Origin of the sequence: Bifidobacterium simiiventris (assembly GCF_019331715.1) — a bacterium.
Classification (GTDB): Bacteria; Actinomycetota; Actinomycetes; order Actinomycetales; family Bifidobacteriaceae; genus Bifidobacterium; species Bifidobacterium simiiventris.
Genome location: NZ_JAHBBG010000001.1, coordinates 323,118 through 336,999, shown reverse-complemented (window position 1 = coordinate 336,999; position 13,882 = coordinate 323,118). Strand labels below are relative to the sequence as shown.

7 protein-coding genes are annotated in these 13,882 nt (G+C 65.1%); 3 read left to right on the top strand and 4 right to left on the bottom strand.

The window, feature by feature from the left end:
* Window positions 1-103: 103 nt before the first annotated feature.
* The 3 genes from KIH76_RS01460 to KIH76_RS01450 form a co-directional block, all read right to left on the bottom strand.
* Window positions 104-994: an ATP-binding cassette domain-containing protein gene (locus tag KIH76_RS01460; protein WP_214375117.1), complete on the bottom strand. Its 891-nt coding sequence runs from the start codon at window positions 992-994 to the stop codon at window positions 104-106.
* A gap of 274 nt (window positions 995-1,268) precedes the next feature.
* A complete protein-coding gene (locus KIH76_RS01455) occupies window positions 1,269-2,999 on the bottom strand; it encodes an aryl-sulfate sulfotransferase (RefSeq protein WP_214372788.1) in 1,731 nt (576 codons plus the stop codon).
* Between the two features lie 276 nt (window positions 3,000-3,275).
* Window positions 3,276-5,540 (bottom strand): glycosyltransferase, encoded by a 2,265-nt coding sequence (locus KIH76_RS01450; RefSeq protein ID WP_338023524.1) that lies wholly within the window; start codon window positions 5,538-5,540, stop codon window positions 3,276-3,278.
* Window positions 5,541-5,740: 200 nt separating this feature from the next.
* On the opposite strand from KIH76_RS01450, the gene KIH76_RS01445 reads away from it, so the two are divergent.
* Window positions 5,741-9,244: a tetratricopeptide repeat protein gene (locus tag KIH76_RS01445; protein WP_236036769.1), complete on the top strand. Its 3,504-nt coding sequence runs from the start codon at window positions 5,741-5,743 to the stop codon at window positions 9,242-9,244.
* 41 nt (window positions 9,245-9,285) lie between these two features.
* Here KIH76_RS01445 and KIH76_RS01440 read toward each other — a convergent pair whose 3' ends face one another.
* The gene (locus tag KIH76_RS01440; protein ID WP_214372792.1) at window positions 9,286-9,510 is read right to left on the bottom strand and encodes a DUF6199 family natural product biosynthesis protein; all 225 of its coding nucleotides are present in this window, start codon (window positions 9,508-9,510) and stop codon (window positions 9,286-9,288) included.
* A gap of 166 nt (window positions 9,511-9,676) precedes the next feature.
* Here KIH76_RS01440 and ligA point away from each other — a divergent pair, with 166 nt between their 5' ends.
* Both ligA and KIH76_RS01430 read left to right on the top strand, forming a co-directional pair.
* Window positions 9,677-12,376, top strand: coding sequence for an NAD-dependent DNA ligase LigA (ligA, locus tag KIH76_RS01435; RefSeq protein ID WP_214372794.1), 2,700 nt, complete (start codon window positions 9,677-9,679; stop codon window positions 12,374-12,376).
* Window positions 12,377-12,520: 144 nt separating this feature from the next.
* Entirely contained in the window at window positions 12,521-13,879 is a 1,359-nt protein-coding gene (locus KIH76_RS01430; RefSeq protein WP_214372795.1) for an RNA-binding domain-containing protein, read from the top strand.
* Window positions 13,880-13,882: the final 3 nt, after the last annotated feature.

Sequence of the window (13,882 nt, the reverse complement as noted above, 5' to 3'; positions counted from 1 at the left end):
CGCGATGCCGCGCCGCAGACGCTCCCTCAGTCAGCTTCGCTGACAGCTCCCTCAGCCGAGGGAGCCGAGGCTCCGCCAGCTTCATATGCTGACGATGCTGAGCCTACTGGCGTGACGCTTTGGCGGCTTCGTACTTTTTGCGGATGAGATCGGTGTAGAACGCGGCGGCGTCGGCGGGGGAGCCGTCGAAGACAAGCTGGTGGTCGTCCAGCACAAGCGTGCGGTCGATCGCGTACTCGGGGCGCTGGATCAGATCGATGTCGTGCGTGGCGAACACGACCTGCCTGTCGTAACTGAACAACGCGCGCGCCACATGCGCCGAACCGATTTCGTCCAGTCCTTTGGTCGGTTCGTCGGCCACGATCGCGGCGGGGGAGAAGCTCAGCGCGGACGCGATCGCCAGCAGATGCCGCTTCTCGCTGTCCAACGCGCTGGCCGGCTCGCGCGCCACCGACGTCAGATCGAAATGAGCGAACAGGTCGCCGATGATCTGCTGCCGCTCCGATTCGGGCACCTTGTGCTTCTTCAACGGCAGGTCGATCGCCTCGCGGATGTCCTTCGCCCGATAGTAACTGTCGGGAATCTCCTCGCGACGCACGCGGCCGACCAGATCCTCGATGCGCTTCAGATCGCGCTTGATCGCGGGATTGAGCACATCGCCGTCATGGGCGGCCTTATTGCTGGCGGCCGCATCGGTCTCGTTGTCGTCGGTCGCGTCGTCGCCGGTCTCGTCGCCGCGATGCGCCATCACTGCCACCGTACCCACGCTCGCGGTCAGCGCGCCGTCGAGCAGTTTGAGCAGCGTCGTCTTGCCGGATCCGTTCAGTCCGATCACCGCCACGCGCCGCGTATCCGGTCCGATCGTGAGCGTCGTCGGCAGCAACCCGACGTTGCCGTCCTCGTACCGGTGCCCGGCCCCGTCCATCACGAACGTCACCGACGACGGGCGATCGGCCGCCGTGCGTCCCCCAAACAACGAATCAAACAGTCCCATGACTCCCCAGTGTAGTCGGCAGGGGATCGTTGCGATGCACGATGCAACGGCCTGACATCCTCGCGCCGCGGAGCGTGACCGGGAGCGGATTGTGAGTCATGACCGTGTTTGTAAACCGTTGGAACATAAGGGTTTTGCAGAATCGACGGTTTACCCAGCCCGCGCCCGGTCACGCTCCGCGGCGCGGAACGGAGTGTGACCTGGGGGGTGAGGGGAGCGAGGGGCCGCGAGGAGATCGCGAAGGGGGGGCGGTGTGGCGGGGCGCTGGCGCGCGTTACGCGAAGTAGAAGCCCTTGAAGCTGTACTGGTACACGCGGTAGATGTACGCCGTGTTGAGCTCCATCCTGTACTGTGCGAGCAGCTCGCCGTCGGCCGTGTACGTGCCGAACAGGCCCTGCATGCCCGTGTCGATCAGGATGTTCCCGTTGCCCAGCTCTTGCGCCGAGCTCACATACGGCGAGTACGGTACGTCGAACGAGGCGACCTCGGCGTACGTGCCCGCGTTCTCATCCACCAGATAGCGGCGGTACTGCGAGCGCGAGTCCTTGTCCTTGGACGATCCGGCGGTACTGATGCCGTCGATCACGGTCCAGTCGTAGTCGGGGCGGGTCATCGCGTAGCCGTAGTTGTTGTCGAACATGTACAGGTAGTACTGGACGTCCGCCAGCGAGTCGTCGGCCACGTACGTGATGGAATGCTGACCGCCGGTGTCGCCGAAGTCGCCGTCCTTGGTGAGGAACAGGTCGGCGTATTCGGTGCCGTCCCACACGCTCTGCTCGCCGATCATGTACGCGAGCGTGGGCGTGCCCTCAAGGTCGTTGACCTTGATGATCGTGGACGTCTCGCGTGCGGAGAACAGCGCGGAGCCGTCGGGCAGCAACTGGATGGTGTTGCAGTGCAGCCAGTCCCAACGGTTCGTGGCGGTCGGGTCGGATTCGTCGATGCCGGAGTGGTCGGTGGTGGACTTGTAGTCGGCGAACATGGTGCCGAAGTCGAGCAGCAGCGTGGTTTTGCCGGTATCGGTGTCGAGTTTGACGACCTGATCCTGCACGGCGTGGTCGTCGCGGCTCAAGTCGGTGGCGAGCAGCACGATGTTGCCGTCCGAATCGAGCGCGTAGTCGTGGTGGAGGATGAAGTCGCCGCCGAGATCGTAGATCTTCTCGAGCTTGCCGAGCCGGTTCATGCCGACCATCGTGTGCGTGGACGCGGAGAACCACATGAGCCCGTCGTCGTCGAACAGCAGGCGGTGCGAACGGTAGTACTTGACCGGCACTTCGCCGCGCAGCACGCCGTACGCGTCGTAGTAGTACATGAAGTCCTGCTCGTCGCTGTCGTTGCCGAGGATCGCGTACAGGCCGTTGCCGAGCTGTTGCGTGATCGCGGATGCGGCGGCGGTGGACGACGAGCCGGCCGACGTGAACGCGGCGGTCGGCTCGAGGCTGCCGTCGGTCTGTTCGAGGCGCACGGCCTCGGTGCCGAGCAGCGACGGGCCCTGATGTGTGATCGTGTATTCGGTGCTCACGCCGCCCGAATCGGTGAGCGTGAACGTGATCGTGTTCTCCACGTCGGGGATGAGGCCGAGCACGAGGAACTCGTGTTCAGTGGTGTAGTCCTCGCCCTGGTTGGCGGTGGCGGTGAAGTCGGGGTAGCCGGCGGCGGAGACGGTGTACGTGACGGCGGTCTCGTAACGCGAGTTGAAGTAGACGTACAGCGACGTGGTGTTCGTGCCGTACGGATTGTCGGCGACGAAGATGTTGTCGACGTCGTGGGTCTCCTTGTCGCGCGCCTTGGCGAGGTTTTCGTCGGCCATCTGCTGGTAGTCGGCGGTGTATACGTTGGCGATCTGCGCGTTGAGCCGTTCGATGCGGTTCTGTTTGATCGTGGCGCTCACGTTGTCCTGCGTGAGCAGACACAGCACGACGGTGACGATGACGGCGACGGTGGCCGCGACGCCGCGGATGACATTGGTTCTGACGGTCGGATTGAGCCGGATGACGTTCTTCATGGGGACGGGTCTTCGTTTCGTAACAGATGATCGGATGATGCGCTATCGTCCATTAGTATGACTCGAGTCTTGGAAAACTTCCGGTGAACCGCAGGGAAACCGCCGGTGGTTTGCTGATGGTTCGCTGGATGCGTCGGTTTTTGGTTGTCTGCCTCTGCGTGTCATTTCGAGCGAGGCGGAGCCGAGTCGAGAAATCTTTCGGAACGGTTGCGGGAAAAGATTTCTCCGCTCGCTGCGCTCGGTCGAAATGACACGTCTTACTCAGGATATGTGACGTCAGTTCAGGCCGAGGAGCGTGAACCAGGAGCGGATGTCATAAAAGAAGCCCGGATTGTTGTGGTCGAGCGAATCGTCGCGCCCCGGCACGAAGCATGAGAGCACCGTCACGGCCAGCATCGCCGCGAGCACGAGCATAACCAGCAGACGGATGCCATGCCGCCAGATCGGCGTGCGGCTGTACGGCGAATCATCCAGATCGTCGTACAGCCACGGTTCGAACACGGCCCGGCCCTCCACCACGCGCAGCAACGCCGGCATCGCCGCGATCGCGATCAGCCAACCGAAATCGCACATGTACCGCCATCCCATGCCGCCCTCGACGATATCGACCACGACCAGCAGCAGTCCGATCACCAGCGCGCACATCAGCGTCGCCCAATACGGTCGGGCGACGCGCCGACGCATCCGCGGCAGCGCGAACGCCAGCAATGCCAGCGGACAGGTGATGAACAGGCCGCCGACCATCGCCTCGGTGAACCCCCATTCGGGCAGCGGCGTCGGCTGGATTGCCAGATACGGGAACACGCCGGTGAACCGCAACGGCAGGAACAGATAGTAGACGATCATGTACGGGATATCGGCTGCCGGCAGACGGAAGCTCGTCATGTCGGTGACCGTCATCTGATACGCGCTGCCGAAATCGAACAGACTGCCGAACCGCGCCTTGTTATAGGCCATAAGCGGGAGCACAACGATAATCGCCGGTGCGACGACCGCAAGCGGCGCGGCCAGCGCGTGGCGCAGCGTGATCGTGCGGCGACGCAGACCATCGGCCAGAGCGCGGATCTGCGGCCAGAACAGCGGGATCGCCAGCAATGCGGCAAGCGAGAACGGCGGCCGGCATCCGAAGTTGAGCGCGATGCACAGTGCGCCGCCGGCCAGATGCGGCAGCGACAGGGGAGCGGAGCCGCCGATCCGCCACAGCGTGCGACCGTCGCGCGGGCTTCGGCCCGTGCCCGTGTGCCGTTGCGGCCGGATCGCGCCCATCCACAGCCACAGACCGAGACAGGTGAACATCATCGACGCGGCGATCGGCACCGAGTAGAAATTCGTGCGGAACCACAGATAGCAGGCGTTCGAACACACCAGGAACAGGGCCATCGCCATCGACGTGCTCGCCACCGAGGCGCGCGGTGCGATCCGGTGCACGAGACGGACGACCATCAGGCATGCGAACACGAGGAACCCATACATGAGCAGCAGGTCGGCCGCGCCGGTCGGCAGCATCCGGCCGTTGACGCCCAGCGGATCGCCGTCCGCCATCCACGCGGTGACCATCTGGTACGGCACGAACAGCAGCAGCGCCGGCACCACGCCGAAATACGAATACCAGTGGCCGTCGTAGTACGCGTAGTCCCAGTAGATCGGCGTCACGCCGTCGGCCATGAGACGGCTGCGTGTGACGATGCTGTGCGGCGCGTCGGCGACTGCCAGCTCGGCCGGCACTTTGAGATCAAGCCAGATCCGGCCGTGCAGCAGCGCGTCGGCCACATGCGCGTACTGGTCGTAGTCGTACGTGTAGCCATTCTCGTTGTGGAACACCATCGGCCCGAACACCGACACCATCCACACCACCGCGCTCATCGTCGGTATGGCCACCGCCGCCAATACCACGGCGAGCGCGATGCGCTGTCTGCGGTCGGACGGGTCGAGCGGCGTGCGCCACAGGCGCGAGCCTGGCCGCCACAGCAGCAACAGGAGCACTGCGGCGGCGAGCACGACCACGCGCGTCCAGCTCCACTGGAACGGCACGCGCACGTTCGCGCGCACCGCGTCGATCGGCACGAGCGTGCCCTTCGGCTCCTGCACCCATACGCGGATCGTGCCGCTCGCCTCGGTGCGCGGGTACAGGGAGCGCGGCGACCACAATGACATCGCCTGCGTGCGGCCGGCCGTGCCGTTCGCGTCGAACCGCAGGTGGAAGACGGCGGCCGGTTTGGCATCGTCGGTGAGCGTCTTGCTGTTCATGAGCCGCATCGTCTCGTCGGCCAGATCGACGCGCGCGTAGTGCGACGTGCCGTCGGACTTGACCTCGAGCCATGCGCCGGTCGGGTCGGTGACGCGCAGCAGGCCGTTCTCGGTGCGTTCGAGACCGGGGCCGAGCGTGTTCGCGGCGGCCGACGTGTCGGTGCTGGCGGACAGGGTGGCCCAGAACGGCAGGTTGAACGCGAAGCATTCGAGCAGCGCGATCAGCAGCATCGCCACGATGGTGACGAGCAGCGTGCGCGGACGGACGATGGGGCGGCGGAATGTTGAAGGCACTCCATTATTCTATAGGCTTCATGTCGGGCTGGATTGGAAGAATGTGGGTCATGTTCCAACGCACACCACACCACAGTCATGGCCGCGGCGTGCCGGCCGCGATCGGCAGGCTGGTGCGCTCGCTCGGCGACGCCGCATTCGGCGGCAGGACGCCGCTCGCGCCGTTCTCCGCGACGCATACGGCCGACGCGGGCAAGGATATGCCCAAAGTGCTGGCCGGCCATGCCGTCGAACTCGGTCCGCTCGTCAAACGGCACGTGTTCGACGAGCTGGTCTGGCAGGAGGAGGATTCGCTGCGGTTCGGCTGGGTGCAGCTGCCCGGCCGGCAGGGCAGCGTGCTTGCGCTCGGCGCGTTCAGCGACCGGGACCATTTCGCGCAGGTCGCGATAGCGGACGACAAGGGACGCGTGTTCGCCGGCGAGGATCCGGCGATGGACACGTACAACATGCAGGCGCGGTTCCAGTTCGGCAAGGAAGGATCGATCCGACTGCCGGACGGTCCGCGGTTCGGCCATCACGCGGCGGCGCGCGCGGAGTCCGGACACGGCTCGCACGGCTCGCACGGCGAGTCCGGCCCGCGCATGCTCGACTGCGTGCAGGGAGGCATCATCGGCCGCGACGACGCCGGCCGTATGAACTGGCTCGCCTCCTGGCTCAAGACCGGCAACCGGTACACGCTCGAACAGGTGCGCGCCGAACTGCCCGGCTCGATGCGCTACGATCTCGAATACCGCGACGCGATCGCGATCGCATTCTTCGCCACGTACTTCCTGCCGGCCATGAACGGTCTGCTCATCGGATTCGGTTCGGGCAACATCTTCCGCAGGCTCAACCGCGAGGCGCCGATCGGCGCGATCCGCCGCTGCCTGCGCGACACGCTCGACGCCCGCGCGCACGGCATGCGCGCATCCGGACTCGAGGATCACTTCTCCGACCTCATGCACGAGGCCGGCGCGCTCGACCCGGCCACCGGGCTCGACGCGGTGCACGGCGCGGAACCACTGCACCTGTACACGTCCACGTATTCGGGCAGCTACTTCCTGACCTGGAACGGCAACCTGCAGTTCCCCGCGATCCTGCAGACGCTGCGCATCGAAGGCAACCTCAACCGGTTCGCGAACGTGAGCGCATGGCTCGAACGCAACGCCCGGCAGGGGCTCACGCCGATCGAGGATACCGTCACGCGCGCGCAGGCCGCGCAGATCGACCGCATGCTGCTCGACAATCCGGCATTGGGCGTGCTCCAACCCGACCCGGCGTTCATCTTCGACGCGAACGGCAACGGCAACGTCGGCGGGCCGGGTCCTGCCGGAACGGCGGCCAGCGTTCAGGCCAGCGTGGGAGACCTCGACCTGAACGCCGTCGACCCGGCATCCGGCATGGGCGACGACCGCCACGCGGTGCTGCGGCTGGCCGACGAAGCGCGCGCGGTCAGCAAACGCCTCGCCGAACAGCATCCCGACCCGCTCGCCCGTACCGGCGAACCTTCCGAATGGCTGTACCGGCAGACCGTGTCGACGCTGCTGCGCCGCCTGCGACTGCCGTTCCGCTTCGACGTGGAATTCCGCTCGAACCTTGCGGACGGCCAGGCCGCGATCGGATTCACGACCTCCGGCCCGTCGATGATGCCGAGCAGCCGCTACGACGCGCAACGGCACATGTGGGTACCGCTCGACGAACATGACCGCGCGGCGATGAGCGCCGACTACAACCTGCGCGTCGGCCTGATGATGGCGACGCTGCTGTTCGGAGCGGACGAGCGTATCCGCCGCGTCTCGCTGCACATCGACTCGATCGGCCTCGAGGAGGCCGTGGCCGAACAGGACTCCGCCATCTCCGGCATGGTCGGCAAGATGCTGCGCACGTTCGAGCGCGTGCGCCGCGGCGACATCGGACTGGGCGGCACGAAGGCAGACCCCAAGGACGGCGACTTCCATGGAGACCCGTCGCTCAGCCTGCCCCGCCCCGTCGAGGACTCGCACGACGACGCGACCCCCGATCCCGCCTCGCAGGCCGCGACCGGCGCGACCTCGCAGGCCGACGGCGCCACTGACCGCATCGCGTCCGGCGACGGCATGGCCGAACAGACCCCGGCCGATGCGGATCGGACCGACCAGACCGGTCAGACCGGTCAGACAGGCCAGACCGGGCGCGACGACCAGTCAAGCGTCGACAGCCAGTTCGAGGATCTCATGCGCGGCATCGACCTCGACGAAGTGTCCTTCGCCATGCCGTCGACCAACACCGACGACACCGACTCTGCCGCGATCGCGGACGACTACAATCCCGACGATCCGATGGGCGCGTTCAACGACCTCGGCGGCGACACGTCCGGCAGTGCATCCGACGAATCATCCGACCCACTCAACGCGCTGCGCACCAGCCCGACCGTGCGCACGATGGTTACCGTCGAATTCGACCGCGACGACCTGCTGGCCCGGCTCTACGAGGACGGTCTGGAACACCCGGTCGACACGTACCGCGCGTTCGGTGCGAACCTGCGCTTCGACGAGCATGGTGCGCTCGCGCCTACCGAAGCCGGGTTCGACCTGCGCGACAGCCGGTTCGCGCCAGCCGGATCGCAGGAGGAGCCGGAACTGTCCGATGCCGCGTTCAGCCCCGAAGTCGCCCGCGTGTTCGGCACCGCGGACGAAACCGGACTGTCGATCCAGCGAGCCGACCTGCTGCAGCGCGGCGTCGCCGAATTCCACCGTCTGGCCGCCGACGCCGCCATGCCGTCCGTCGAGAAGGCGCAGCGCGCGATGCGCCTCATCGACCGCATCGGCGACCCCGAGCTGAGTTCGCTCGCCCCGCAGGTCACCAGCGCGCTCATCGACGGACGTGACACGCCCGACATCACCTTCCAGCTGGGAGCCGGCATCGACCGTGAACGCAACAAGGCGCACGACCTGCTGTTCTCCGGCCAGATGGACCGGGCGATGGACGTGATGGAGGCCGAGATCGAACGGCTCGACCTCATGTACGCGAACAATCCCGGCGTGCCGCGCTATTTCAACTCATATGCGGAACGCGTCGTCTACAACCGGCTGTTCGCCACGCCGGGCGAGCAGACCGTGCTCATCCCCGACGACCTGTTCTACGCGCACATGGAGGTCGCCGACATCCTCGCCCAGATCAAGGGCGCGAAGGCCGCCCTGCCGCATCTGAACGCGATGGTTTCGTACGCGCCGTCATACCCGTTGTCGCACCTGAAACTTGCCGTGCAGCTCGCACGGCTCGAAGACTGGGATTCGGCGCGCGCCGCCTGCCTGAACGCCCTGCGGGTGGCGCTCGACCGGGACGATGCGGCATTCGCCTACTACCGGTTCGCCTACTGCGAGTGGATGCACGACCAGTTCGCGACCGCGGCCGCCGCATACATCATGAGCGACCACATCAGCCCCGGGCAGATCGGCGCGCTCGAAGGCGAACTGCGCGAACTCATGGCGCGCGCCGACTCGCAATGCGTGCCCGTTCCCGACAGCGTCGAGGCGGCCAAATCCGTGCTCGCCGCACACGACCTGCCGGTCTGGCCGCGCACCGAGGTCGGCGGCATCATCCGCGACGCGGCGCGTGTGAGCGTGGACGAGGGCATGTTCGTGCCGGCCCGCACCCTGTCGGTGGCGTGGGCGCGCATGGCCGACGACGACGCGGACGGCATCGACGTGATCCAGGCCCAGTTCCTGCGCTCGCTCAACGCGTGAACGGCGGTGCGGCTGGCTCGGCGGCCGCACCGCCAAGGCCGTCAGTGAAGGATCATCGGCAGGAACGGCAGGATGACGGCGGCGGCCAACGCCACGACGCCGCCGATCCTGGTCATCGTGATATAGAAGTCGGTCGGCTCTCCGCCGCGCACGCTCAGGACATGTTCGATGCGCCACATCGTATTCGGTGCGAACAGGCAGACGATGCCGATCGCGATCAGCACGATCTCCAGCAGCACGAACAGCAGCATGGTGAAGATATCCATAAGAGCCTCCTTTGGCCGGTGATGTCAGTCTAGCCGATCTTTAAGGGGGCACACCGAGCGATTCCGTCGAACAGGACGCCCGCGAGTCCTGCGCTGACGGGCTCAGCGCAGCCACCGGTAGACTCCACCGGTAGACTGGTGTGCGATCGATCATTATGGAGGGTGCATGACGGACGAACAACTGGCATGGGATTTCGACACGCCCGCGGACGGCAACGGCGATACCGCCGCTGCCCCGGCCGTGGTGGAGGATACCGGTCTGAACCGGTTCGCGCCCGGCAGCGAGCCATGGATCGCCGCGTTGCAGCCGACCGACGACGACGCGATGCGACTCGACCGGCTCGATGTCGCCGCGATGTCGTCCGAGGCCGCCGCACGATTGTGGGCGCGAGTGGCCGCATGGGTCGAATCCGACCAGATCGCCTACTATATCGACGATGCGCCCGTCTCATCCGACGCCGCCTACGATGCTCGCCTGCGCTGCCTGCAACGGCTCGAAGCCGAATTCCCGTCGCTTGACTCGCCGCAGAGCCCCACGCATCGCGTCGGCGGCACGTTCTCCAACGACTTCGCATCCGTGCGTCATCCGTCGCGCATGATGAGCCTCGACGACGTGTTCTCGATCGAGGAGTTACGCGACTGGTACGATTCAGTTATCCGCGACCTCGACTGGCCCGAATCCAAGCCGCTGCCGATGAGCTGCGAGGTCAAAATCGACGGTCTCGCGTTGAACCTCATCTACCGCAACGGCGTGCTCGAACAGGGACTCACGCGCGGCGACGGCGTGACCGGCGAGGACATCACCCTGAACGTGCGCACCATCGGCTCCATCCCCGCGAACCTCGGAGGCCCGGCCGAGGACATCCCCGAATTCGTGGAGATCCGCGGCGAAGTGTTCATGCGCTGGGACGACTTCCGCACGTTGAACGACGAACAGGAGGACGCCGGCCGCGCCCCGTTCGCCAATCCGCGCAACGCGGCCGCCGGCTCCCTGCGTCAGAAGGATCCGCGCATCACCGCGACCCGGCGACTCAGCTTCTACGCGCACGGCATCGGTACGCTGCGCTGGGGCGCGGGGCGCGCGGCCGGCTCGCACGACGTGGTCAACGACCAGTCCGAGGCATATGAGCTGTACACCAAGTGGGGCGTGCCGGTCTCGCCGCACAACCGCACCGTCACGAACTTCCAGCAGATCCTCGACATGATCGACTACTACGGCGAGCATCGCGGCGACATCGAGCACGCGCTCGACGGCATCGTCGTCAAGGTCGACGATCTTGGCCTCCAACGTGCGCTCGGCGCGACCTCGCGCGCACCACGCTGGGCGATCGCGTACAAGTACCCGCCCGAGGAGGTCAACACCGAACTGCTCGACATCACCGTGCAGGTCGGCCGCACCGGCCGCGTCACGCCGGTCGCCGTATTGAAACCCGTGTACGTGGCCGGCTCGACCGTCGCGCGCACCACGCTGCACAACCCGTCCGAGGTCAAACGCAAGGGCGTGCTCATCGGTGACACGGTCGTCGTGCGCAAAGCCGGCGATGTGATCCCCGAACTTGTCGGTCCGGTGCTGGAACGCCGCAAGGGGCGCGAGGACACGCTGCGCGAGTTCGTCATGCCCGAGTATTGTCCGTCGTGCGGAGCGAAACTCGCGCCCGCCAAGGAAGGCGATAAGGACATCCGCTGCCCGAACGTGGAAAGCTGCCCCGCGCAGCTGACCGAACGCATCATCAACCTCGCCTCGCGCAAGGCGTTCGACATCGAGCATCTGGGCGACCAGTCGGCCATCGCATTGACCAATCCGGAGGAGAACCGGCCGGATTCGGTCGCGACCTACGCGCCGAACATCACCGAGATCCTCGTCAAACCGGGCGAGGAACCTGAACCGTACGAACCGGTCGCCGGGCTGCAACTGCCGCCCGTGCAGACGCCGGTGCTCTCCAGCGAGGCCGGGTTGTTCGATCTGACCGCCGCCGACCTCAAGGACGTGCGCGTGTGGCGTGAGGCCGCGATCATCGAAGTGCATGAGACGGTTGACGCCAACGGGCGCAAGAAGAAGGTGCGCAAGCGGATCGGCGGCTCGGGCCTGTGGCATCAGGTGCCCGCGTTCTGGACCGCGCCCACCGCGGCAAGGAAACTCACGGCCAAACAGCTGGCCGAACGTGGCGAAGCGAAGATCGAGGTCGATGCGGGTCGGCAGCACTACCCCGACTATGACGTGCCGGCCGACGCGGTCGTCGTGCGCGTCGACCACAAAACCGTGCGTGGAGTGGCGACCGGCGTGCCGGTCATCATCCGGCCCGGTGAGAACACGCGCAAGATGTTCGACGAAATGGACAAGGCGCGTCACGCCGACCTGTGGCGCGTGCTCGTCGCGCTGTCCATCCGCCGGCTTGGCCCGCCCACCGCGCGTCTCATCGCCTCCGCGTTCGGTTCGCTGGATGCGATCGAGCAGGCGAGCGCGGAAGATTTGTCCGCCATCGACGGCATCGGGCCGGAGATCGCCGAATCCGTGGTGACATGGTTCGCCGAGGCGCGCGAGCCGGGCAATTGGCGCGGCGCCGTGCTCGACGCGTGGAAGCGTGCCGGCGTGGGCGTGGGCTCGGCCGAGGTGAGCGACCTGCCGCAGACGCTGGTCGGCAAGACCGTCGTCGTGACCGGCTCGTTGGAAGGTTATTCGCGCGACTCCGCCAAGGAGGCGATCATCGAGCGCGGCGGCAAGGCGGCCGGCTCGGTGAGCAAGAAGACCGACTACGTGGTTGTCGGCGCGAACGCCGGTTCCAAGGCCGCCAAGGCCGAGGAGCTTGGCATCCCCATGCTGAACGAGGCCCAGTTCGCCACTCTGCTGGAGACGGGCGAGGTCTGATCCACGGTGCGGTGCAGACACACCGACTGCATGGTTTTCCAGTTGCTTGTGCTGTGCTTGCTGCCGGCAAAGATGCGTGCTGTTTTCTGCTACTTTTCTGCTATAGTGGCAGAAAAGTAGCAGAAAACAGCAGGAAGATAGCAGATGGAAGATCGCGAAGGCCAGTATCTCGAGTTCAAAACCGATTGGAATGACAGCGCGAAGAAAACCGCGATCGCGTTTGCGAATTCCGGAGGCGGAACGATCCTCGTCGGTGTGAATGATGACGGCAAGGCCGTGGGAGTGAATGACGTCGATGATTGCATGCTCAGGATCATGCAGTCGATCAGTAACGGAGTACACCCCGATCTGGCCCGTTTCACGTCGATCTATCCGGTCCAACGCGATGGGATGGATGTGGTGACAGTGGGCATCCGGCCGGGCACGAATCGTCCGTACTATCTCAGCGACAAAGGCCCTCGGCCTGCCGGAGTGTACATTCGCCTTGGTGCCGGCTCGATTCAAGCCAGTGAGACGGCCATTCTCTCAATGATCAGGGAATCCGCCGGCCTCTCGTTCGAGCAGATGGAAAGCGTGGAGCAATCATTGACGTTCGATAGGGCATCATCGGTGTTCGCGCAGACGGGTATCGCTTTCACTGAGCAGTCCAAGCGTACGTTGGGATTGATCAATGACGCTGGAACGTACACTAACCTGGCATGGCTGTTGTCCGATCAATGCGCGGCTTCCATCAAGGCTGCGGTGTTCGAGGGCACGGACAAGTCGACGTTCAACAGTCGTGAGGAGTTCACGGGTTCGTTGTTTGGTCAGTTCCAAGGAGTGGCCGAATACATAGGCCGTTTCAACTCGACCCGTTCGACGTTCGACGGGGCGCTGCGGCGTGTGGATCATCGTGACTATTCGCCGTCCGTGTTGCGTGAGGCATTACTGAACCTTGTGGTGCACCGTGATTACTCGCTGGCGGGTCCCGGATTGGTCAGTGTGTTCGATGATCGCGTGGAATTCGTGAACTTCGGTGGTTTGCCCGCGGGCATGACCAAGGATGATATGATGCTGGGCACCTCGTTGCAGCGCAACCCGAGACTCGCATCGATCCTGTACCGTCTGGGATGGGTCGAGGCGTATGGCACGGGGGTGCCGAAAATCATCGATGACTATCGCTCGGAACCCGTTCAGCCGGAATTTCAGATCAGCGATAACGCGTTCAGACTGGTGCTGCCATCCCATAATCCCAGTGCGCGTCCATATCCGGCAGATCGCGGCAGTCTGAGGACAGTCGCGGATGATCAATATCTACGATCGGGCGAAACGATTGATGAACGGCGACGAACCGTCCTATCACTCGTATCAAGGCAGGAAGGTGCCTCCCGCAGCGAAATCCAACAGGTGACCGGTCTTGCACAATCCAGTGCAGGCAAACTGCTGCGGGAGATGATTGACGCTGGGCTGGTTAGGAAGATTGGAACGGGCCGTGCGACTCGATACCATACAGCCAAGAAGTGAGAG